The 23,655-nt window shown below is 38.7% G+C and carries 21 protein-coding genes; 20 read left to right on the forward strand and 1 reads right to left on the reverse strand.

Annotated features, from left to right (window positions below; genetic code table 11):
* Positions 1-69 precede the first annotated feature (69 nt).
* From R2R35_RS22390 to R2R35_RS22440, 11 genes are all read left to right on the forward strand, one after another.
* The gene (locus tag R2R35_RS22390) at positions 70-2,019 is read left to right on the forward strand and encodes a penicillin-binding transpeptidase domain-containing protein (protein ID WP_317732076.1); all 1,950 of its coding nucleotides are present in this window, start codon (positions 70-72) and stop codon (positions 2,017-2,019) included.
* A 128-nt stretch (positions 2,020-2,147) separates the two neighbouring features.
* A complete protein-coding gene (gene mraY, locus R2R35_RS22395) occupies positions 2,148-3,116 on the forward strand; it encodes a phospho-N-acetylmuramoyl-pentapeptide-transferase (protein WP_317732077.1) in 969 nt (322 codons plus the stop codon).
* A 65-nt stretch (positions 3,117-3,181) separates the two neighbouring features.
* Positions 3,182-4,537 carry a UDP-N-acetylmuramoyl-L-alanine--D-glutamate ligase gene (gene murD / locus R2R35_RS22400; RefSeq protein ID WP_317732078.1) on the forward strand — a complete coding sequence of 452 codons (1,356 nt, stop codon included), beginning with the start codon at positions 3,182-3,184 and terminating at the stop codon, positions 4,535-4,537.
* A gap of 24 nt (positions 4,538-4,561) precedes the next feature.
* A complete protein-coding gene (locus R2R35_RS22405; protein WP_317732079.1) occupies positions 4,562-5,707 on the forward strand; it encodes an FtsW/RodA/SpoVE family cell cycle protein in 1,146 nt (381 codons plus the stop codon).
* Between the two features lie 81 nt (positions 5,708-5,788).
* Entirely contained in the window at positions 5,789-7,045 is a 1,257-nt protein-coding gene (murA, locus tag R2R35_RS22410; RefSeq protein ID WP_317732080.1) for a UDP-N-acetylglucosamine 1-carboxyvinyltransferase, read from the forward strand.
* Positions 7,046-7,101: 56 nt separating this feature from the next.
* Positions 7,102-7,848: a cell division protein FtsQ/DivIB gene (locus R2R35_RS22415; RefSeq protein ID WP_317732081.1), complete on the forward strand. Its 747-nt coding sequence runs from the start codon at positions 7,102-7,104 to the stop codon at positions 7,846-7,848.
* Positions 7,849-8,001: 153 nt separating this feature from the next.
* Positions 8,002-9,195 carry a cell division protein FtsZ gene (gene ftsZ / locus R2R35_RS22420; protein ID WP_317732082.1) on the forward strand — a complete coding sequence of 398 codons (1,194 nt, stop codon included), beginning with the start codon at positions 8,002-8,004 and terminating at the stop codon, positions 9,193-9,195.
* Positions 9,196-9,496: 301 nt separating this feature from the next.
* Positions 9,497-10,417 carry a sigma-E processing peptidase SpoIIGA gene (locus R2R35_RS22425; RefSeq protein ID WP_317732083.1) on the forward strand — a complete coding sequence of 307 codons (921 nt, stop codon included), beginning with the start codon at positions 9,497-9,499 and terminating at the stop codon, positions 10,415-10,417.
* A gap of 22 nt (positions 10,418-10,439) precedes the next feature.
* Positions 10,440-11,180, forward strand: coding sequence for an RNA polymerase sporulation sigma factor SigE (gene sigE / locus R2R35_RS22430; protein ID WP_033166723.1), 741 nt, complete (start codon positions 10,440-10,442; stop codon positions 11,178-11,180).
* A 259-nt stretch (positions 11,181-11,439) separates the two neighbouring features.
* The gene (sigG, locus tag R2R35_RS22435; RefSeq protein ID WP_033166722.1) at positions 11,440-12,219 is read left to right on the forward strand and encodes an RNA polymerase sporulation sigma factor SigG; all 780 of its coding nucleotides are present in this window, start codon (positions 11,440-11,442) and stop codon (positions 12,217-12,219) included.
* Between the two features lie 154 nt (positions 12,220-12,373).
* Positions 12,374-13,474: a ComEC/Rec2 family competence protein gene (locus R2R35_RS22440; RefSeq protein ID WP_317732084.1), complete on the forward strand. Its 1,101-nt coding sequence runs from the start codon at positions 12,374-12,376 to the stop codon at positions 13,472-13,474.
* 7 nt (positions 13,475-13,481) lie between these two features.
* On the opposite strand, the gene R2R35_RS22445 is transcribed toward R2R35_RS22440, so the two are convergent.
* Positions 13,482-13,745 carry a YlmC/YmxH family sporulation protein gene (locus tag R2R35_RS22445; protein WP_033166720.1) on the reverse strand — a complete coding sequence of 88 codons (264 nt, stop codon included), beginning with the start codon at positions 13,743-13,745 and terminating at the stop codon, positions 13,482-13,484.
* A 183-nt stretch (positions 13,746-13,928) separates the two neighbouring features.
* Between R2R35_RS22445 and nrdR the strand changes: the two genes are divergently transcribed.
* From nrdR to R2R35_RS22490, 9 genes are all read left to right on the forward strand, one after another.
* Positions 13,929-14,390, forward strand: coding sequence for a transcriptional regulator NrdR (nrdR, locus tag R2R35_RS22450; RefSeq protein WP_033167600.1), 462 nt, complete (start codon positions 13,929-13,931; stop codon positions 14,388-14,390).
* A gap of 179 nt (positions 14,391-14,569) precedes the next feature.
* The gene (locus tag R2R35_RS22455) at positions 14,570-16,099 is read left to right on the forward strand and encodes a YifB family Mg chelatase-like AAA ATPase (protein WP_317732085.1); all 1,530 of its coding nucleotides are present in this window, start codon (positions 14,570-14,572) and stop codon (positions 16,097-16,099) included.
* 57 nt (positions 16,100-16,156) lie between these two features.
* Positions 16,157-17,242 carry a DNA-processing protein DprA gene (gene dprA / locus R2R35_RS22460; RefSeq protein ID WP_317732086.1) on the forward strand — a complete coding sequence of 362 codons (1,086 nt, stop codon included), beginning with the start codon at positions 16,157-16,159 and terminating at the stop codon, positions 17,240-17,242.
* 69 nt (positions 17,243-17,311) lie between these two features.
* On the forward strand, positions 17,312-19,366 hold the full coding sequence (topA, locus tag R2R35_RS22465) for a type I DNA topoisomerase (protein WP_331670182.1): 2,055 nt from the start codon (positions 17,312-17,314) through the stop codon (positions 19,364-19,366).
* A 259-nt stretch (positions 19,367-19,625) separates the two neighbouring features.
* Positions 19,626-20,396, forward strand: coding sequence for a GTP-sensing pleiotropic transcriptional regulator CodY (gene codY / locus R2R35_RS22470; RefSeq protein ID WP_033166716.1), 771 nt, complete (start codon positions 19,626-19,628; stop codon positions 20,394-20,396).
* 462 nt (positions 20,397-20,858) lie between these two features.
* Positions 20,859-21,248 carry a flagellar basal body rod protein FlgB gene (gene flgB / locus R2R35_RS22475; protein ID WP_317732088.1) on the forward strand — a complete coding sequence of 130 codons (390 nt, stop codon included), beginning with the start codon at positions 20,859-20,861 and terminating at the stop codon, positions 21,246-21,248.
* Positions 21,249-21,259: 11 nt separating this feature from the next.
* Entirely contained in the window at positions 21,260-21,700 is a 441-nt protein-coding gene (gene flgC, locus R2R35_RS22480; protein WP_317732089.1) for a flagellar basal body rod protein FlgC, read from the forward strand.
* 15 nt (positions 21,701-21,715) lie between these two features.
* The gene (fliE, locus tag R2R35_RS22485) at positions 21,716-22,027 is read left to right on the forward strand and encodes a flagellar hook-basal body complex protein FliE (protein ID WP_317732090.1); all 312 of its coding nucleotides are present in this window, start codon (positions 21,716-21,718) and stop codon (positions 22,025-22,027) included.
* 24 nt (positions 22,028-22,051) lie between these two features.
* Complete coding sequence (locus R2R35_RS22490) at positions 22,052-23,647, forward strand: flagellar M-ring protein FliF C-terminal domain-containing protein (RefSeq protein ID WP_317732091.1); 1,596 nt, start codon at positions 22,052-22,054, stop codon at positions 23,645-23,647.
* Positions 23,648-23,655 lie beyond the last annotated feature (8 nt).

Below are 23,655 nucleotides of genomic sequence, written 5' to 3' on the forward strand. Positions count from 1 at the left end.
GCTATTATTATACATAACCTATAAAGGTTTGTCATAAAATGAAACAATCAGATAAATGGGGCATCCTTTATGGCAAGAAATAAAACCTTTAACCGCAGGAATGTTTTTATCGTAGTTGCGGTGATTGTAATTGCTGCTACTCTCCTTACAGTCAGGCTGGCATATTTAATGATTGCCAAATCAGCGGATTATGCTGAAAGAGCTCAGAAGCTTCATGAGAGGGAAAGAGCTATCAAAGCAGAAAGAGGAATAATTTATGACAGGAACGGAATTATTTTAGCAGATAATAAGCCTGTCAGTACCATATCCGTAATACATAGCCAGATTAAAGAACCTGAAAAGGTAATCAAGTTCCTCTCTGAAACCTTAGGCCTTAGCGAAGCTTATGTTCGTAAGAGAGTGGAGAAGAATTCTTCTATTGAAAGAATAAAATCCAATGTAGATAAAACATTAGCCGATAAAATCAGAGAATTTGATTTGGATGGCGTTATGGTTGACGAAGATTACAAAAGATATTACCCTTATGGTGATTTAGCCTCCAAAGTAATAGGTTTTACAGGCGGAGATAATCAGGGTATTATTGGGCTGGAAGTTGAGTATGACGATTATTTGAAAGGTATTGATGGTACCATATTAACTCTTACTACAGCATACGGAGTTGAGATTGATAATGCAGCGGAGGACAGAATTGAACCTGTTGCTGGAAAAGATCTGTATACCAGTATTGATGTGAATATACAAAAGTACGCTGAACAGGCCGCCATGAAAGTATTGGAAGCCAAAAATGCAAACAATGTAAAGATGATTCTGATGAATCCGCAAAATGGTGAAATCTATGCATGCGTTAATGTACCGGAGTTTGATCTTAATGATCCGTACACTTTAACAGAATCTGCATTAAATGGCCTGGATGTTTCAACTTTAACAGATAAACAGAAAAATGACCTACTTAATAACATGTGGAGAAATGCAAGTATCAGTGACACCTATGAACCCGGTTCAACTTTTAAGGTTGTTACTGCAACAGCCGCTTTGGAAGAGAAGGTTGTAAAACTTACAGATAGATTTCACTGCCCGGGTTTTAAAATAGTGGAAGACCGCAGAATCCGCTGCCACAAGGCCGGCGGACATGGCAGTGAAGATTTTATAGATGGTATTAAGAACTCCTGTAACCCTGTCTTTATGGAAATTGGGGCAAGGGTGGGAGTAACTAATATGTATAAGTACTTTGACAGATTAGGACTATTTCGTAAAACAGGTGTGGACCTTCCCGGTGAAGCTAAGTCTATTATGCATAAACCGGATAACGTAGGTGCGGTTGAACTGGCTACCATTTCCTTTGGACAGTCATTTCAGATAACTCCCCTGCAGCTATTAGTAGCTGCCAGCGCTATCGTGAATGGAGGGAAAATCGTAACTCCTCATTTTGGCGTTGAAGTAAAAGGGAAAGATGGTACCATAGTAAAGACTCTGAACTATGAGGAGCAGGAAAATGCCGTCTCGAAAGAAACCTCGGATTTAATGAAACAGCTTCTTGAAACAGTTGTATCTGATGGTACTGGAAACCGTGCTTACCTGGCAGGTTATCATATTGGCGGAAAAACTGCAACTTCTGAGAAATTACCAAGAAGCAGCAACAAATACATATCCTCATTTCTTGGCTTTGCTCCTGCCGATAATCCGCAGATCATTGGCATTGTTTTGATAGATGAACCGGAAGGCATATATTACGGTGGAACGATTGCAGCTCCTGTTATTGCTGAAGTATATGAAAATGCACTTCCTTACCTTGGTATCGAACCCGTATACACTGAGGAGGAAATCAAGGAAAATAATATCGGAACAATGATAATGCCTGATTTAGCAGGATTATCAAAAGCAGAGGTGAAGAAGCTCTTAAAAGACTATACTTTTAAGGAAGTATATTATGATGGTGAGGGCGAAAAGGTAAAAAGCCAATTTCCATTAAAAGGTGAAGAGATTAATAACAACAGTAACTTGATTCTGTATATGGAATAGCTTATAATAATCCGTGGTCGTACAAAGGAAAAATTGCAGAAGTTGAATGAAAACTGCTTCGAAAGAGTTTTTATTCAATTTATGTATAGGAATAGGAGTAATAGGCCATTGTACGGAGGAAACAAGAAATGGATTCTAGGCAATTAATGCCCGTTGTAATAGCTTTTGTTATTAGCTTAACTTTATGCCCAATCATTATTCCATTTCTAAAAAGGCTTAAATGGGGGCAATATGTTAGAAACAACGGTCCCAAAAGCCATCTGCGCAAAACAGGTACACCCACAATGGGCGGTATTGTTATCTTGCTTGGGATTGTTTTAACATCAATCCTATACCTGAAGGATAATAGAGATATTATACCGGTTCTGTTTGCTACAGTGGGCTTTGGCTTAATCGGATTTCTGGATGATTATCTGAAGATTGTTATGAAAAGATCAATGGGACTTAAGGTCTGGCAGAAACTGTTAGGACAGATACTGGTAACAATAATTTTTGTGATTTATTTCACAAAACATACGGAGGTGGGAACTTCTGTATTAATGCCCTTTTCAGGAGGATTCGACGAAGGTTACTATCTTGAAATCGGTATATGGTTTATTCCAATGATGATCTTTATTATGCTTGGAACTGTTAATGGGGCTAATTTTACTGACGGACTGGATGGTCTGGCTGCCAGTGTTACTTTGCAGATAACTACTTTTTTCTCTGTTGCGGCGATTGTGGTGGGCAGCAGCATATCACCGATAACCAATGCAGCAGCAGGCAGTCTGTTAGGGTTCCTGGTATTTAACATATATCCGGCAAGGGTATTTATGGGGGATACCGGTTCATTAGCATTAGGTGGTTTTGTAGCTGCTTCAGCTTTTATGCTGAAGATGCCGTTATTTCTGATAATTGTAGGTTTAATATATCTCATTGAGGTGATTTCGGTAATATTACAAATAGCATACTTTAGGATAACAGGGGGAAAGCGAATATTTCGTATGGCCCCTATTCACCATCATTTTGAATTATGCGGTTGGTCAGAAATGAAAGTAGTATCAGTATTTTCCATAGTAACTGCCCTTTGTTGTATTATTGCATTACTTGGAATCTGATACAGCCAAAGAAAAAATAAGGTGATAACCGGATTACTACAGCAAGAAAGAAGGATTATATCAAGATGAAACTGGATAATAAAACTGTATTGGTATTTGGTACCGGATTAAGTGGTATTTCAGCCGTTCATTTCCTGGAGGATATAACAGATAAGATAATCGTATATGATACCAATGCCAGTCTGGATATAGAGGCAATCAGAGAAAAGCTTACGGATTCCTTTACGGGAGAAATAGTATTGGGCGAACTGAAGGAGGAATGTCTGGAGACTGTCAATTTAGCTGTTTTAAGCCCTGGAGTTCCAACAGATTTGCCCGTTGTAAACAGAATCAGGGAGAAAAATATACCGATTTGGGGCGAAGTAGAACTGGCTTACTATAAAGCCAGAGGTAAAATCGCTGCCATAACCGGAACAAATGGTAAAACTACTACTACCTCTTTGGTAGGTGATATTATGAGAGCGTATTTTGAAGAGGTATTTGTTGTCGGTAATATCGGCATACCATATACAGATATAGCCTGTAAGACTTCTGAGGCTTCTGTAACTGTAATTGAAATGAGCAGTTTTCAATTGGAGACGATTGTAGATTTCAGACCACAGGTAAGTGCAATCCTTAATATAACTCCGGATCATCTTAACCGTCATCATACCATGGAAAACTACATTGCTGCAAAGTTGAATATCGCGAAAAATCAAGGTGCAGATGATGTGTGCATACTAAATTATGAAGATGAAGTTTTGAGGGAAGCCGGCAAAGGAATCAAGACAAACGTATTGTATTTTAGCAGTCTTAGAAAGTTAGAGAAGGGAATATATCTGGAGGGTGACAATATAATATACAGTGATGGAAGTAACAGAGTGACTGTGGTTGATGTTACCCAGATGAATATATTCGGCAGACATAATTATGAAAATACTATGGCAGCCATAGGAATCGCACTTTCTCTGAAAGTTCCTGTAGAGGCTATCAATAAAGCAGTCAGAAACTTTATTGCTGTGGAGCACCGTATTGAATTTGTCACAACAAAAAACGGTGTAAAATATTACAACGATTCAAAAGGAACCAATCCGGATGCTTCCATAAAAGCCATTGAATCTATGCCTGCACCCACCTGCCTTATTGCCGGAGGATATGACAAGGGATCCGAATATGATGAGTGGATGGAAGCCTTTAAGGGTAAGATAAAAGCGCTGGTACTGATTGGCCAGACAAAAGATAAAATTGCAGAAACAGCCAGAAATCATGGTTTTCATGACATCTATATGACAGACAGTTTACAGGAAGCAGTGGAAATCTGTCACAGATTATCACAGGAAGGGGATTGTGTACTACTGTCTCCTGCCTGCGCAAGTTGGGATATGTTCCCTAATTATGAAGAAAGAGGCCGTCTCTTTAAGGAATACGTAAGAAATTTATAAGACAAGAATCAAAGTGAGGTCTGCATGACAAGGGAAGAAAGAGATAAAGGAAAATCCAGAAAACTTCATAGCTACTATGATTACAATCTGTTGTTTCTTACGATTTTTCTGGTGTGCTTTGGACTGGTTATGGTTTACAGCACCAGCTCCTATAATGCAGCCAGGAAATATTTAAATCCAGCGTACTATCTGGAAAAACAAGGTGCCTTTGCAATTCTTGGAATCGTTGTAATGCTGATTGTTTCAAAGATTGATTATCGAATATACAAAATAAAATTTCCGGTGATAAAGCTAAGGCCGGTTGTAGCATTGTACTTTTTATGTATCATTCTGCAAATTTGTGTTTTATTATTTGCCAAAGAGATAAACGGTTCAAAAAGGTGGCTTTCCTTAGGGCCCCTTGGAACCTTTCAGCCTTCTGAGCTTTCCAAAGTTGCCATAATCCTGTTTACAGCTTATATTGTCTGTCTTTCACCGAAACGGCTGGATAAGTTTACGGGCTTTTTGCGAATAGCGGCATATGTTGTGCCTCTCATAGGACTTGTATTGTCTCAGAATTTCAGTACTGCTCTTGTAATGGGCCTTATTATGGTGGCGATATGTTTTGTTGCCAGCAGGAAGAAACTTTACTTTATTGTTTCTGGCGGTTTAATGGCTGCCATTGGTGCCATATTCATCTTTTTTGTTAGTTATCGAAGTGAAAGAATTACAGTCTGGTTGAATGTTGAGACTCACGAGAAAGGGTACCAGATACTTCAGGGGCTCTATGCCATTGCCTCGGGCCGGATCTTCGGTAAAGGCCTGGGAGAGAGTATGCAAAAGCTTGGTTTTATTCCGGAATCTCATAACGATATGATATTTGCGGTTATTTGTGAAGAACTGGGACTCTTTGGAGCAATTGCAGTAATTCTGCTTTTTGTCCTGGTTATCTGGAGACTATTTATTATTGCGGTAAATGCACCGGATCTTTTTGGAGGGTTAATAGCCACCGGTGTATTAACACATATAGCAGCACAGGTCCTCATTAACATAGCGGTAGTTACCAATACAATTCCTTCTACCGGAATACCATTACCCTTTATATCATACGGAGGAACATCACTTCTTGTGTTGCTGACGGAAATGGGAATTGTGTTAAGTGTATCCAATCAGATTAAGTATGAAAAATAGGTATTTGCTTCCCCATTTGGCTGCAAGCACAAATATAATTAAATTACATATAGTAATACTATATTAGGTTTGAGGTGTACCATGGCATATATTGAAATTGTTGGTGGTAAACAGCTAAGTGGTGAAGTTAACATACAAGGTTCTAAAAATACCGTATTACCAATTTTAGCAGCTACATTATTAATAAACGGTGTTACAAAGCTGAATCATTGTCCGAGAATTCTGGATGTGGAGCATATGATAGAGATTCTCATTGATATCGGATGTACCGTTACCTGGGAAGGCTCCTCTATCATAGTTGATGCAAGAGGTTTATCAACAGATATCGTCCCAACGGATCTTGTCAAGAAGATGCGCTCTTCCATTATATTAATGGGAGCTCTTTTAGGAAGAACCCACAGCGCTGTCATATCTTATCCGGGTGGCTGTACCATTGGTGCAAGACCTATCAATTTTCATTTGGAGGCTTTTAAACAGATGAATGTTGTTCTGGAAGAAGAGGACGGGCTGATTAAATGCTTGACTTCTGGGATTAAGGGAGCGGATATATATTTTCCCTCACCCAGTGTGGGAGCAACAGAAAATGTTATTCTCGCGGCAGTTTTAGGCAGTGGAAAGACCAGAATCTTTAATGCGGCAAGAGAGCCGGAAATTCTTGAATTATGCAAATTCTTGATTTCAGCAGGTGCCAGGATATATGGTTCGGGTACCGGAAGAATTGAAATTGAGGGAGTTGCAGCCCTGCATCAGACGGAATATACAGCACCATCTGATCGAATTGTAGCAGGTACTTACCTGGCAGCAGCTGCCGGTGCGGGAGGAGATGTTGTATTAAGAGGGATAGGCTGCGGTAGTCTTTACGTAGTTATTCAGACCTTAAAACGGATGGGAAGCCGTATAAAATGCAAGGAGGATTCCATCTCTCTTCATTCCGATGGAACAGTAAGGGCAGTGCCAGAGATTATAACAGAACCATATCCGGGATTTCCTACGGATATGCAGTCACAGATCATGTCGGTGCTTATGAAAGCATCCGGAAACAGCAAAATAGTGGAAGAAATATTTGAAGGCAGATATCAGAATGTACCGGAACAAGCCAGATTTGGTGCGCAGATATGTTTACAGGACAGAGTGGCGCATATAACAGGTGTTCCTGCTTTAAAAGCTTCTGAAGTATCCGCAGGTGAGTTAAGGGGGGGAGCAGCACTTGTGATAGCCGGTTTAATGGCAGAGGGTAAAACAATTGTTAACAATCCATATCATATCCAGAGGGGATATGAGGATATATGCAGAGACTTAAGGGCTTTGGGGGCACAGATTGAATATAAAAATGAGTAACTGATGAGAACGTTTAAGGAGTGAATAATTGCCAGGAAGGATAAGGTGCTTTGAGAATGCGACAGGATAAAAACAGCAAAACGATAATAAGCCCTTCGGGGAAACTGTTGCTGTTTGGCCTTCTTGTTTTTCTTGCGGTAATCCTGCTTTATATGACCTGTAATCTGAGGTCGGTTACGATAATCGGCAGCACCCATTACAGTGATGATGAGTTAAAGCAGGAATTACTGACAAGTAAAAGCGATAGCAATACCATACTTTTTTACCTGAGACTGATGTATGGCAAAAAAGAATCAATTCCCTTTGTTGAAAAGATTACAGCAACGATGGTGGACAGGCATACCATTAAACTGCATGTCTATGAAAAATCAGTAATCGGCTGTATTCAGTATATGGGAAGTTATATGTATTTTGATAAAGATGGTATAGTCGTGGAAACTTCTCAGGAAAAACTTGAGGGAGTACCATTTATAACAGGGCTGAATTTTAACAGTTTTATACTGCACGATAAGATAGAGACAGAGAACCCGGAGCTTTTCCCGGTCATACTTAAGATCACTCAATTAATCCAGAAATTTGAACTGGATATCAATACGATTCAGTTTAACGAGGACTATGAGGTAACATTAAAAAACAAACAAAGTATAGTGCTTTTGGGAAAAAGAGATTCCTATGATGAACAGATTGCAAATCTGAAGGGACTATTACCGACGGTACCTCAGAAAAACGGTAAGATTCTTTCCATAGACCTGAAGAATTATATGGAAGGTCAGGAAAAAATTGTTGCGAAGCCTGTCAAATAAAACGTTAAAAAAAGGTTGATTATTTAGTGGATAAAAGATATGATATTTATTAGAATAACCAGTCTTATATTACTAGAAGCTCAATGTTGAATAAGAAAATGGAATCGTATATAATTAATATAATTTTAGGTGTATAGTGAAGGAGGAAGTACCTTGCTTGAAATAAGAACGAGTGAAACAGAATCTACTGCAAAAATACTAGTTGTCGGAGTAGGCGGAGCAGGAAATAATGCTGTAAATAGAATGGTTGAGCAGAATATCAAAGGTGTTGAATTTGTTTGTATCAATACGGACAAGCAGCATTTAAAGAATTGTAAGGCTCCTCAATGTGTACAAATTGGTGAGAAACTTACGAAAGGTCTTGGTGCAGGAGCTCAGCCGGAAATTGGAGCACAGGCGGCAGAAGAGAGCAAGGAAGAACTGCTAGAGATAATCAAAGGTTCCGATATGGTGTTTGTAACCTGCGGTATGGGCGGTGGAACCGGTACGGGAGCAGCACCAGTAGTTGCACAGTTAGCAAAGGATATGGGAATCCTTACAGTAGGCATCGTAACGAAACCCTTTAAATTTGAAGCAAAAGCGCGAATGAATAATGCTCTTGGCGGCATTGAGCGGTTAAAAGAACATGTGGACACATTGATAGTGATTCCTAATGATAAATTAATGGAAATTGTTGACAGACGAACTACCATACCTGATGCGCTTAAAAAGGCCGATGAGGTCCTTCAGCAAGGTGTTCAGGGTATCACGGATCTGATTAATGTACCTGGCCTTATTAATCTGGATTTCGCCGATGTTCAGACTGTCATGAAAGACAAAGGTGTTGCTCATATCGGTATTGGTATTGGCAAAGGAGATGATAAATGTATTAGTGCTGTTAATCAGGCTATTACCAGTCCTCTTCTTGAGACTACCATATCAGGAGCTTCCCATGTTATAATCAATATTTCCGGTGATATCAGTTTGATCGAAGTAAACGAGGCAGCAACTATGGTACAGGAGCTTGCTGGTGAAAATGCCAATATTATCTTTGGCGCCATGTATGATGATGCTACTACAGACTATGTTACCATTACTGTAATAGCTACAGGACTTGACGGAGAGGCAGGCAACAAAGGGGAAGCAAAAGGTCCCAGTTTCCTGAAACAACCAGTGGCCAGACCTGAGTATAAGTTTAATAATCAGCAGTCTCCATTTGAAAAAGCACAGTCTCAGGTGGCGGCTACACAATCTACACCCACTTCTCCTTATTCTGGAACCACTTCTCATTATCCAGGCAGAGAGGCCAATGAGGTGGGAAGTATTAAAATACCAGAGTTCTTACAGAAAAACAAAAACCATAAATAAATAACTTAAGGAAATAACAGCGTAAAATAGCCTGTATTCGAGAAATCGGATACAGGCTATTTTTAATGCAATTGAAAATTCAGGCGCATTGTCCTTCATTTCCCCAGAAGCTTTGTGGAATTAACATATATTTACAAAAGTATAAATATTGTAACAGGATTATATATTATGTCGTTGAAATGGAGGGGATATTGTAAGTGAGAGTAAATGAAAACAGGTTCAACTATTCCAGTATTTGACAAATTAAACGGGCTTTAACAGCTATAATAGGATTTATTATAAATGAAATGAGGGGGTGGCTTTGTATTTAGACGTTTATGTTGATGTTATTTTCATCATAAATTTCATCATGGATTTTATTCTGTTAACAGTAGTAAAAAAAATACTAAGGTATACAGGCTCATCCTTAAGGTGCTGCCTGGGAGCTGCAGCAGGAGCTTTGGGAGCTTGTGTGTTTGCGGTAATTCCGTATTTGAATCATTTCATTCAATTTTTAGCTGCTTACATTTTGTTAAGCTGCCTGTTGGTTAAGATATCCTATGGCAAAAGGAATCGAAAGGAATTTTTAAAAGCAGTAGGGCTCCTTTACATAACCACCTTTTTTCTGGGAGGATTATTGAACAGCCTGTATTATTATACTGGTTTTGGATATTATTTCAGAGAACTGATGCAGGGGAGATTGCTTTCAAAGCAGGGATATCAGAATTTTTATTTGGCAGTTTTGGCAGGGACTATCGGTTTGATTGTTTTTATCAGCCTTTTAAAACGGCTTCGGTATAAGGAAACAGATTATTATAAGACAGAACTTTGTTTTAATGAAAGAACTGTCAAAGCTGTAGGATTTATGGATACCGGAAATTGCTTAAAAGACCCGTATTTCGGGAAACCGGTAATTGTAGCGGAATATACGGTGATTGAACCCTTATTGACGGATTCTCAGAATAATATGCTGTGTAATCTGTTCGACGATTTTAGTAATGGTACTTCTTTACCCGGTAAGAACCAGGAGGAAGTACAACCGGACGAATATCTACCTCTTCGGATGATTCCTTTTCAATCAGTTGGTAAAAAAGGAATATTACCGGCAATTGTACTTGATAAAGTCATCCTCTGGGAAGGGAAAGAAGAGACGGTCAGGGAAAAAGTTCTAACTGCCATTAGCAGGGAGGATGTATCCGTACGTAAGGATTATCAGATCATTTTACATAGGGAGGTTATGTGATGGAAAGGGAGGAAAGAGATTAATGCTGTTAAAAATAACAATCCCGAATAAGTTTACATTTCGGTTGATACCTGATTTCAGAAGTATTCTGTTTAACGGTCGCGGTGAGATACATTATATCGGTGGGGCTGAGGTTCTTCCTGCACCCCTTGATGCGGTCAGGGAAGCAGAAGAAATTGCACGGCTTGGTACGGAAGATGATACCCAGGCTAAATCCATACTGGTAGAGCATAATCTCCGATTGGTTGTGTACATAGCTAAAAAATTTGACAATACAGGAGTAGGTGTTGAAGATTTGATTTCTATTGGGACGATAGGGCTTATCAAAGCAATTAATACCTATAATCCGGATAAGAATATTAAGCTTGCTACCTATGCCTCCAGGTGTATTGAAAATGAAATTCTCATGTATCTGAGAAGAAATAATAAGACGAAACTGGAGGTGTCCATTGACGAACCCCTTAATGTGGATTGGGATGGTAACGAACTTCTGTTATCCGATATACTTGGTACGGAAGAGGATGTTATTTATAGAAATATTGAAGAAGAAGTAGACAGAAAGCTTCTGGGGAAAGCTCTTTCCAAACTAAGTGAAAGAGAAAGGATTATAGTACAGCTGCGTTTCGGAATCAATACCGAAGACGGCAACGAAAGGACACAAAAGGAGGTTGCAGACCTTCTGGGTATATCCCAATCCTATATATCCAGATTAGAAAAAAAGATTATAAAGCGATTAAAAAAAGAAATGCTGCGTTTGGAATAAAGATATATTAAGATATAACAAAAAAGGAAATTATTACATTCTGTTTAACCGTATAAAGATGCCTTTAATAGTGAATCATTTACTTATGCAAAGAGTAGAAATGGATAGAGAAAACTTCTATAATAATTGAAGTTATCTCTATGTATTTGAAGAATTTCAACATAGCACTTTCGTGATATGGGAAATTTTTTCTGCTCTGTATACATGTACTGTACACATGGATTTGTACAGGAAGAAAAAATGATTTGGAGGTTTTCATATGGCTCTTTATAAGGTAGAAATTTGCGGTGTCAATACATCTAAGTTGCCATTACTGAACAATAGTGAAAAGGAAGAATTATTTAAACGTATCCTAGAGGGAGATAAAGAGGCAAGAGAATTGTATATCAAAGGTAATCTGCGTCTTGTACTTAGTATAATTCAAAGATTTTCTGGCAGTAATGAAAATGTTGATGATTTATTTCAGATCGGCTGCATTGGTCTTATGAAAGCAATTGATAATTTCGATATAACACAAAATGTGAAATTCTCCACCTATGCCGTTCCTATGATAATCGGTGAAATCAGAAGATATCTTAGAGATAATAACAGCATAAGGGTTAGCAGATCTTTACGTGATACTGCGTATAAAGCAATTTACACGAAGGAAGCATTACTTAAGAAAAATGACAAAGAACCCACAGTTATGGAAATTGCTTCGGAAATCGGTATTTCAAAGGAAGATGTGGTTTATGCACTGGATGCCATTCAAAGTCCGGTATCCCTTTATGAGCCTGTTTACTCAGAAGGCGGAGATACCCTGTATATTATGGACCAGGTCAGTGACAAAAAGAATAAAGAGGAAAACTGGATTGAAGAGATTGCATTAAAGGAAGCTCTCTCAAAACTTACCGACAGGGAAAGAGGAATAATAGAGCTTCGTTTTTATGAAGGCAAAACCCAGATGGAAGTGGCAAAAGAAATATGTATATCTCAAGCGCAGGTTTCCAGACTGGAAAAATCAGCACTGAAAAATATGAAAAATTATCTGAGTCAATAAATTAAGTTATGCACCTTAACAAGAGTATTGTTAGGGTGTATTTTTTATGCATCCCCATCATTTATTAATGGAACCTTTTTTCATTTGATATTGATTTTTGTGGAAACCTCTAGTAAGCTAATAGAGCATTTTACTGAGGAGGAAAAAGGAGAGTATGAAGAATAAAATATTTCAAGGCTTTGTACATATTTTAAGGATATCGCTGGTATTGTCTTTCGTTCTAATATTATCAGGCTGTGCAGTTGAGGTAAGCAAGAATGATTCCAACAATGATTTAAAGGTTATGTACCTGGATGTGGGACAGGGTGATGCCATACTGATACAGTCACAGGGAGAAGCTATGCTTATTGACGCCGGTGAGAAGGAGCAGGGAAGCACAGTAACCGGTTATCTGGAGCAGGAAAATATAAAATCTCTAAAATATATTATCTGTACACATCCTCATAGTGACCATATCGGCGGGATGGCAGAGGTTATAAAAGAGTTTAGTGCAGACGTAATATTTCTTGGTAATCAAAAGTATGATACAGAAACCTACAATAATTTAATCCATCTGGTGGACAAAAGGAAAATAACCAAGGTCTATCCCAAAGCAGGTGACTCCTATCACCTTGGTGGCTCTTTGTTTGAGTTTCTAACACCTTTCGGAAAGGATTATGGTGAAAATATCAATAATTACTCTTTGGTAATTAAACTGACCAATGGTAAGAATTCTTTTCTGTTTACCGGTGACATGGAAGAAGAAGCAGAGGAGGATCTGTTATCGAAAGGCCGCGATCTGGAGACAGATGTTTTAAAAGTCGGACATCATGGCTCTTTAACCAGCAGCAGTCTTGCATTCCTTAGAGCGGTAGATCCTGTTTATGCTGTAATTTCTGTTGGGAAAGATAATTCCTATGGTCATCCTTCCGGTATTACACTGGCCAATCTCGAGGATGAGGATGTGCAGGTGTATCGAACGGACATAATGGGTACCGTTGTAATAAATAGTGATGGTGAAAATCTTTCAGTTAAGACAGAAGGTACTAACCCAAAGCAAACCACTGAATCATCGTTTGAAGAGAGCATTGACAATTTAACAGGCAATCTGGAAAATTCATCTGATAAGAAATCTGAGAAATACGTATATGTAACGAATAAAGGAACGAAATATCATAAAAAAGGCTGCCAGTACATAAAGGATAACGGTAAAGCTATATTAATGGAAGAAGCAAAAGCGGAGGGTTATGAAGCCTGCAGTATCTGCAAGCCTTAAGAAGCCTCTAAATATAAGCTGATTTTATCAGTACTTTTTCGGCATCAATATCAACAAGAATAACATCGGTACCAATCTGCTTGATACAGTTATAATTTATTACATATTCCTGGTCTCTTCCTAAGAAACCCCAGATTTTACAGGGACCCGGTACGATAATATGCGTGATAATGCCGGTATTGACATCGAATTCCAAGTCGCAGACAAATCCCAGTCTTTCTCCGTCTCTGCAGTTGATTACTTCTTTCTGTTTTAAATCACACAGTCTCATAGGGCCTCCTTTTTCAATAGTCAGTACATTTAGGTGGAATAGTTATAGCGGGTTACAGACAGGCATCAGAAAAACTATCTATCTTAATATATGAAAAAAGTAGCATTAAAATATCTTGACCGATTGAATATCTTTCAATATAATCAACTTAAAGATGTTAGAGGGAAGGATAAGGTACAAATTATGAGATGTCCATTTTGCGGAGATGAGAATACAAGAGTTATTGACTCAAGACCGGCAGACGATGGAAGTTCCATTCGAAGAAGACGTCAATGTGATGAATGCTCAAAGCGTTTTACTACTTACGAAAAAGTAGAGACTATTCCTTTGGTAGTCATAAAGAAGGACAATAATCGTGAGCCTTATGACAGGTCGAAAATTGAAGCAGGTGTTTTTCGTTCCTGCCATAAAAGACCCATTTCTGTTGACCAGATGAAAGCACTGGTAGATGAAGTGGAGAATACCATATTTAATATGGAAGAAAAAGAAATTAAGAGCTCTGTTATCGGTGAAATTCTTATGGACAAGCTTAAGGACCTTGATGCAGTGGCTTATGTCAGATTTGCTTCCGTTTATCGTGAATTTAAGGATGTAAATACTTTTGTGGATGAACTTAAGAAGATATTAGATGCGAAACAAGGGTAAACTCCATCGAATGCACAGATTCTGATAAAGGAAGCGTATAACAGCAGATAGCGCCTGTAATATACTCATATGCTATCTGCTGTTTTTAATGTGAGGTAATGATTGCCAGAATTCTGCTTTTTTGCTATAATCATCATGGATGATGCTTCTGCCCCCGGAGAGAAAGGGAAAGGAGCAATATGTTTAGTAAAGTATACAGCGGAACGGTTTTGGGTATTGATAGCAGAAGAATTACCGTAGAAGCTGATATCAGTGATGGACTGCCGGTTTTCGACCTTGTAGGATATCTTGGTTCCGAGGTCAGAGAAGCCAGGGAAAGGGTTCGCATTTCATTAAAAAATTCAGGTTACCGTTTGCCGGCGAAACGAATAACCATTAATCTGTCACCGGCTGATATGCGCAAGGAGGGGACGGCATTTGACCTGCCCATTGCCATATCCGTTCTTGCAGCCCTTGGACTGCTTCTGGAAGAAAGTCTTAAAGATACCCTGTTTATAGGTGAACTAAGTTTGAATGGTGAAGTAAAAAAGGTAAACGGAGTCCTGCCGATAGTGTATATGGCATACGAGCAGGGTTTTAAAAGATGTATTGTACCCTCCTGTAATGTAAGAGAAGGTGCGGTAGTTAAGGGAATTGAAGTATATGGTGTGGATTCCTTGACGCAGGTTGCAGAATTCCTAAGCGGAAACCTGCATCTTGCTCCGTGTTGCTTACAGGCAGAGGATTTAAAACCTAGCAGGGAAGATACGCAAATTGACTTTTCTGATATCGTTGGACAGGAGCTGGCAAAAAGGGCAATTGAAATTGCTGCCTGTGGTATGCACAATATTCTTTTAATCGGACCACCTGGTTCCGGTAAGACAATGCTTGCCAGAAGAATTCCCTCCATTCTTCCTGAACTTTCCTTCGAAGAAAGTCTTGAAATTTCTAAAATATATAGTGTCTCAGGATTATTAGATAATAATCAGTCTTTGATTCTTAACCGCCCTTTTCGTTCTCCTCATCATACAATTACCACCACTGCATTAACCGGAGGAGGAAGATTCCCGATGCCAGGAGAGATAAGTCTGGCTCATATGGGGGTTCTGTTTTTAGATGAATTCCCTGAATTTAACCGAAAGACCATCGAAATTCTCAGACAGCCCCTGGAGGAAAATGAAATAACAATTACTCGACTAAACGGTACCTTTCGTTATCCGGCTAATCTCATGCTTTGTACAGCTATGAATCCGTGCAATTGCGGTTATTACCCTGACAGGAATAAATGCCATTGCTCCTTGTCACAGGTAAGAAATTATCTGGGCAAAATAAGCCGCCCGCTTTTGGACCGAATCGATATTAGCATAGAAGTACCCCAGTCAGATTATAAGGATTTGAATAAGAAGGGAGGAAGAGAAACCTCTGCTGCGATTAGGGAGAGAGTTATGAAAGGGAGACTGGCCCAGACGGAGCGGTACAAAAAGGATCGGATTCATTTTAATTCCCAGCTTACCACCAGAATGCTGCAGGAATACTGCGCATTGGGTAAGAAGGAAGAAAAATTGATGGAGGAAGCTTATGCCAGATTAAACCTTAGTGCCAGAACCTATCACAGGGTATTAAAGGTAGCCAGGACTATTGCGGATCTGGATGGAAGTGAAAGCATACAAGAAAAGCATTTAAGTGAAGCTATTTGTTATCGCAGCATGGATAAGAAGTATTGGGATTAAAGCTAATGGCAGACTCACTAAGAAAATGTCTTTTAGGAAATCATTTCAGGAGGTCAAATGACAAAAAAAGAATGCTGGTTCTGGTTATGCGGTATAGAAATGAGCATAAAAAAGAAGAATTTAATATTATCTTATTTTTCTTCCATTGAAGAGATATTTGAGGTAGACTTCGAGGAATTTAAGAAGATACCGGAATTAAATGAAAAAGATCTGGAACGTATCAGTGGAACCAGACAGAGGAGCAAGGTGCAGGAAAGCTATGCTAAACTAAAAGAGAAAGGCATATATTTTGTATCAATAGAGGACGAAGTGTACCCTGGAAAATTAAGAAATATCTATGAGGCACCACTGGGGTTATTCTATAAAGGAAAGCTTCCGGAGGAAGGTAAAGTCCACATTGCAGTCGTCGGTGCAAGAAACTGCTCGGATTACGGAAGGGAAACAGCCGTATCTTTTTCAAAAGCTTTCGCAAGAGCGGGAATTGGAACCATCAGCGGACTTGCAGCAGGCATTGATGGTGCTGCCCATTGGGGGAGTTTGGCGGCAGAAGGAACGACTTATGCAGTACTAGGGTGCGGAGCCGATATTTGTTATCCCAAAGAAAATTTTAACATTTATCTGAATACTGCTGCCAAGGGAGGAATTATCTCAGAGTATGTACAGGGGACAGGGCCAAGAGCATATCATTTTCCTATGAGGAATCGGATTATCAGCGGATTGGCAGACGGGATACTTGTAGTGGAAGCCAGAGACAAAAGCGGTTCCTTGATAACCGTTGATTATGGTTTGGAGCAAGGCAGGAATATCTATGCAGTACCGGGAAGACCAGGAGATATACTCAGTAATGGATGCAATAACCTGCTTAAGATGGGGGCTAAATTATGCACGGAACCAGAGGATATACTAGAGGATTACATGGATTTCTGTAAAAATATACCTAAACTCATGAAAAAAAATGATAAATTACTTGAAGACAGGGAAAAAATAGTGTATGCTTGTTTAAGCCGTATCCCAAAACACCTGAATGAAATAGCCGAAGAGACAGATATGGCTATCGGAGAATTGGCTCAAATACTTTTTCAGTTGGAATGGAAGAATTTTATTAAGCAAACAAGAGCAAATTATTATATAACAGATATCTGACGAAGGGAGCTTTACAGCCTGCTCTCCTTTGAAGAAAATAGAAATAGTTTACCAGATAGGGGAGTGCACATGAATCTAGTTATTGTTGAATCACCAGCAAAAGCTAAAACAATCAAAAAATTTTTAGGTGCTAACTACGAAGTGGTGGCTTCAAACGGACATGTTAGAGACTTACCAAAAAGTCAGCTGGGTATTGATACTACGAATGATTATGAACCGAAATATATTACCATAAGAGGCAAAGGAGATCTTCTGGCAAAGCTCAGAAAAGAAGTGAAAAAAGCAGATAAAATTTATCTTGCAACTGACCCTGACCGTGAGGGTGAGGCGATTTCCTGGCATCTTACGAAGACTTTGAAACTTGAAGATAGTACCTGCAGCAGGATTACTTTTAACGAAATAACCAAAAATGCAGTGAAAGCTTCCATAAAACAGGCCAGAGATATCGATATGAATCTTGTGGATTCTCAGCAGACCAGAAGAATACTAGACCGTATGGTAGGTTATAGTATAAGCCCGCTCCTTTGGGCAAAGGTAAAAAGAGGGCTGAGTGCCGGACGTGTTCAATCCGTCGCACTTCGTATAATCTGCGATCGGGAAGATGAAATCAATGCTTTTTTACCGGAAGAATACTGGTCACTGGAAGGCAGCTTTCAGGTTGAAGGTGAGAAAAAACCTTTAACAGCCAAGCTGATTACTTCCTCTCTGGAAAAGAAGAGTATCTCATCAGAACAGGAATTAAACGAGATATTAAAAGATCTTGACAAAGCGGATTATAAGATTTCTGAAATTAAGAGAGGCGAAAGACAGAAAAAACCGCCGTTGCCCTTTACTACCAGTACTTTGCAGCAGGAAGCCGCCAAGACCTTGAATTTCTCAACGTCAAAGACCATGCGACTGGCGCAGCAGCTTTATGAAGGTATTGATATCAAAGGCCATGGAACCATTGGTTTAATAACCTACTTAAGAACAGATTCCGTTCGTATATCCGAAGAAGCGGAGAACTTTGCCCGTGAATTCATTGAGAAGAACTATGGCAGCAGCTATAATACCGAGGCAGAAGAAAAAAAGAATACTGGAAAGAAGATACAGGATGCCCATGAGGCAATCAGACCCACCTATACAGATCTGACACCGGTAATCGTGAAGGAATCCCTAAGCAGAGATTTATTCAGGTTATACCAGCTTATATGGAAACGATTTGTAGGCAGCAGAATGGCGCCGGCCAGATATGAGACCATTAATGTTAAAATAGATGCAAAGGGATATAAATTCAGTACATCTGCATCTAAAATGATTTTTGACGGATATCTCAGCGTTTATGCGGAAGAAGAAGAAAATGAAAGCCATGCAATGTTAAAGGATATTTCGGAAGAATCCAAAGTGAAGTTTCTGGAGTTCAATCCCGCCCAGCATTTTACCCAGGCACCACCTCACTATACAGAGGCGTCTCTTGTCAAGACACTGGAGGAACTGGGTATTGGAAGACCCAGTACGTATTCCCCTACGATATCTACAATTTTAGCAAGAAGGTATATCGTGAAGGAGAATAAGAATCTCTATGTGACAGAACTTGGTGAAGTTGTTAACAATATTATGAAGGAAGCATTTTCAACAATTGTTGATGTTAACTTTACAGCAAACCTGGAATCACTTCTGGATAAAGTGGAAGACGGCAGTGTTTATTGGAAAACTGTTGTAAGAAATTTCTACCCCGATCTGGATGAAGCTGTCAATAAAGCAAAAGACAGTTTGGAAGAAGTCAAGATAGAAGATGAGAAGACTGATATTATCTGTGAGGAATGCGGAAGGAACATGGTAATCAAATATGGACCCCACGGAAAATTTTTAGCATGTCCAGGTTTTCCTGAATGCAGGAATACAAAACCTTATCTTGAAAAAATCGGTGTAGCCTGCCCGTTATGCGGGAAGGATGTGGTTATTCGTAAGACAAAGAAAGGGCGTAAGTACTACGGATGTGAGAATAATCCGGAATGTGAATTTATGTCCTGGCAGAAACCTACGGATCAAAAATGCCCTAAATGTGGAAATGTGCTTATTGAAAAAGGTAATTCTTTGGTATGCCTCGATGATAAATGTGGCGGTATTGTTGTGAATAAATAAGAAATATACGAAAAACAGATATATTATATTAAAATGTGCGTCAAAAAGAAGAAATAACTATTGTTTTTATGAAAAAGGTATGATACTATTTATCTAATGTTAATACAACTTATCAGAAATAGTTCTTCTGGTTTCTGATAAAGGCAGTTTTGTTGCTGTCGTATCCAAGATTTAAATGACCGGTATCTTATATTGCGAATTAATTACTGGTTATTTAGAAGAATCAGATAAACAAGCGGGGGTACTGGGAGGTTATTTCATGAGTGTACAGTTGCTCGATAAGACGAGAAAGATTAATAAGCTATTACACAATAACAATTCTCACAAGGTAGTTTTTAATGATATCTGTGAAGTGTTAAGCGAGATTCTGGAATCCAATATTCTGGTAATCAGCAAAAAAGGTAAGGTTCTGGGTATTAAGAACAGAGAAGATATCGTAGAAATCAAGGAATTAATCAAAGATGCCGTAGGTGGTTATATTGACCAGATGTTAAATGAGCGTCTGCTTAATATTCTTTCTACCAAAGAGAATGTTAATCTATTGACACTTGGCTTTGAGCTTGATACAGATATTAGCTATCAAGCAATTATTATTCCTATCGATATTGCAGGGGAGAGGCTTGGGACATTGTTTTTATATAAGAGCATAAAGCCTTACGACCTGGACGATATTATTCTCAGTGAATACGGTACCACAGTTGTTGGACTTGAAATGATGCGTTCTGTAAATGAAGAGAATGCGGAAGAGAGCCGGAAGGTTCAGATTGTTAAATCGGCAATCAGTACTTTGTCCTTTTCTGAATTGGAAGCAATTATTCATATCTTTGAGGAACTGGAAGGAAATGAAGGTATTCTGGTAGCCAGCAAGATTGCTGACAGGGTCGGTATAACCAGATCGGTGATTGTGAATGCTCTTCGTAAATTTGAAAGTGCCGGAGTTATTGAATCACGTTCCTCCGGTATGAAAGGTACTTATATAAAAGTACTTAATGATGTTGTTTTCGATGAGCTTAAAAAACTGAACAAGTAAATTATAGAAATATTACATTATTTTAACAAAATAGTGAGAAAGATTAAGAGAATGGATTTATAAATTGTATACAATTTATAAATCCATTTTTTATGCAATTTATTCATTATATATACGAAAATGTCGAAAATTAGGAGCACTAATTAACCGTATTCATAGGTTTTAGACAAAAAGATTTTCCGCATAAATAGTGCATTTGAGCTATATTTCGAATAATTTACAATATATGATATAATAGTACTAATTTATAAAAATTAGCTTGTTTTTTTGTCGTAATATATTTATAATTGAAGCTAGTTACGAGAGATGTGTGAGTTTGTTGAAGCTATTCCACTAAGTTTTCACACAATGCCCTTACAAATCGCAAGCTGGCTTGCGGTATTGCTTGATAAAATACGTGAAATGTACTTTTATTTCATAGGTTATCAAGTAGAAGAATTGATAAGCGGGAAAGAGGTAAGTATGATTAATTCAGATTTATTCAATTATGTAAACGTACTGAATAAGGCGGCCGATGCAATGTGGACAAGGGGTCAGTTGTTAGCCAATAATCTTGCCAATGTCAGTACACCAGGATATAAACGACAGGATATCGAATTCCAGACTTATTTAGCCAATGCACTCAAGGGACCTGGCAATCTCGACCAGAAAGTTGCTGGTATAGACTTGAAATCAATAGCATCAACTGTCTATACGGATAATTCGTCCTTAAGCTACAGGCTGGACGGTAATAATGTTGATATAGATACGGAATCTGCTAAAGTAGCAGAGAATCAAATTAACCATAGTGCTATGCTTGAAGCTATGTCACACGAATTTAGCAGAATAAGAACAGCATTGTCTAATAATTAGGAGGAAGTTAGATGTCAGTTATTGATGCAATGAATATAAGTGCCAGCGGTATGTCAGCACAAAGACTTCGTATGGATGTCATATCGCAAAATATTGCTAATGTCAATACTACAAGAGATGAAAATGGAAATGTGGTAAGGCGTAAGATCGTAGTATTTGAGGAACGTAACCAGAGTCCCTTTTCTAAAATTCTTGGGGGAAAGATAAATGAAGCTATGGGAAATGGTGTGAAGGTTACAGAGGTGAAAGAGGATACTACCACACCGATGAATGTTGTTTATGATCCATCACATCCAGATGCTGATGAAGAAGGTTATGTAACTTATCCAAACATTAATACGGTAACGGAAATGGCCAATTTAATTGATGCTTCCAGAGCATATGATGCCAATGTTACTGCATTTAATTCAATAAAAAGTATGGCGTTAAAGGGATTGGAAGTAGGAAAATAACAGGGGGATTAATTGATGGATATTACACTGCTTAATGGAATATCGGGTATAAATGCATATAGTGCTAATAATACAGGGGTGGAGAAAGCCACAAGGAATGATGCGTTTGATAGTGTATTCCAATCTGCTCTTTCTATGTTAAAAGAAACAAATGATTTATCGAATGCTGCAAAAGAAGCTGAGGTTTCCTTTGCGTTAGGGCTGTCTAATAACACTTATGACCTTCAGGTTGCTCAGGAAAAAGCTAACCTGTCACTACAGTACACTGTTCAGGTAAGAAATAAGGTAATAGAAGCTTATAAAGAGATTATGAATCTCCAATTCTAATGATGGAACTGAAGGAGCTGTAATATGATTGACAGACTAAAGCAAGTACCGGTTCAGTTGCTTAACCAATGGAATAAATACACCAGCAAACAGAAAACGATTATTATCGGAGTTGTTGCTACGATTTTTCTGGCGCTTGTCATATTGGTTACCGTATTGAACAGGACTGAATATAAAGAGTTATTTACGGGCGAGAATAAAAAAGACGTTAGCACTATCGCAGGTCTGTTAAAGGATGAAGCAATCGCCTATCAATTAAGCAGTGATGGTATGACTATCGATGTGGATAAGGACAAATTCTCTGATGCGCTATTGCTTGTTTACGGGAGTGGTGTTCCCACATCAGGATTAACCTTGGACCAGTTGGTGAAAAATGATTTAAGTACCACCAACAGTGATCGTAATTTAAAGAATCATTTATATGTGCAGACTGAAATCAGAAATTACCTGATTAAAATGAAAGGTATCAAAGAGGCTCAGGTTACTTATGTGCCATCTGAAACCACATACAGCGTTTTGACCGAAAAGAAGGATTTACCGGCCAGTGTGGCCTTGACCATAACAGATGAATTTGACGTTGCTAATGCAGCTGCTGTTGCAGAATATGTAGCTGCGGCTATTGGAAATGAATCTACTGATAAAATAAAGATTATAGATCAGAACGGAGCACTCTTGTTTGGAGGCAAAGATGACCTTTACACGGGAAGTGCGAATTCTGTACTGGAATATAAAGAAAAGCTTCAAAACACCTACAATAACAATATTTACATGTTGATGTTAAAACTTGGGTACACAGACGTACAGCCAATGTTTAATTGGAAACTAAATATGGATAAAGTTACTCAATTATATAATGAAAAGATTCCAGCTGATGGCCAGGATCAGGGGTTATATAGTGAGTATTATTCTTATGACACCAAGAACACCAACGATACCGGCGGTGGGACCCCTGGAACAGATTCCAATGACGAAACAACTTATGAAGTTGATAACGGGACAGGCAGTGATTCTTCGTCCTCCACTGTACAAATTAAGTACCTGCCCAGTGAAAGGGTAACGAATACGGAGTATGAAGTGGGTGCTGTAATACCAGAAGACTCTTCCGGAAGTATTGTTATGACAAAAGTTGTTAACGTTACCGAAGAAGAGTTAAGGCTCAGAGGTGATCTTGATAACATGACCTTTGAACAGTATGTATTGGCAAACAAGGAGCCTGTGAAAATAACGGTAGATGAAGAGGTTTATAAAGCGGTTTCACTGGCAACAGGTATATCTACTGATAAACTTTCAATTATAGCATATCAGCAGTCAGTCTTTGTTCCGACACAAACGACTCCAAGAGACTGGTCCTTCTATCTGCAGATTCTTCTTGCGGTAGGTATAGTTGGTCTGTTGATATTTGTAGTATTTAAAGGAACAGCACCTGCGGATGTTACAGAGCTTGAACCTGAACTTTCAGTAGAACAGCTGCTGGCCACAACGAAGGAAAATCAATCATTAGAAGATATCGAGTTCAGCGAAAAATCAGAAGCAAAGAAGATGATCGAGAAATTTGTGGACGAGAACCCGGATGCGGTAGCTCAGTTGCTGCGTAATTGGCTAAACGATGAATGGGGTTGATGGAGGGG

It is taken from the genome of Anaerocolumna sp. AGMB13020, from assembly GCF_033100115.1.
In the GTDB taxonomy this organism is placed as follows: Bacteria; Bacillota; Clostridia; order Lachnospirales; family Lachnospiraceae; genus Anaerocolumna.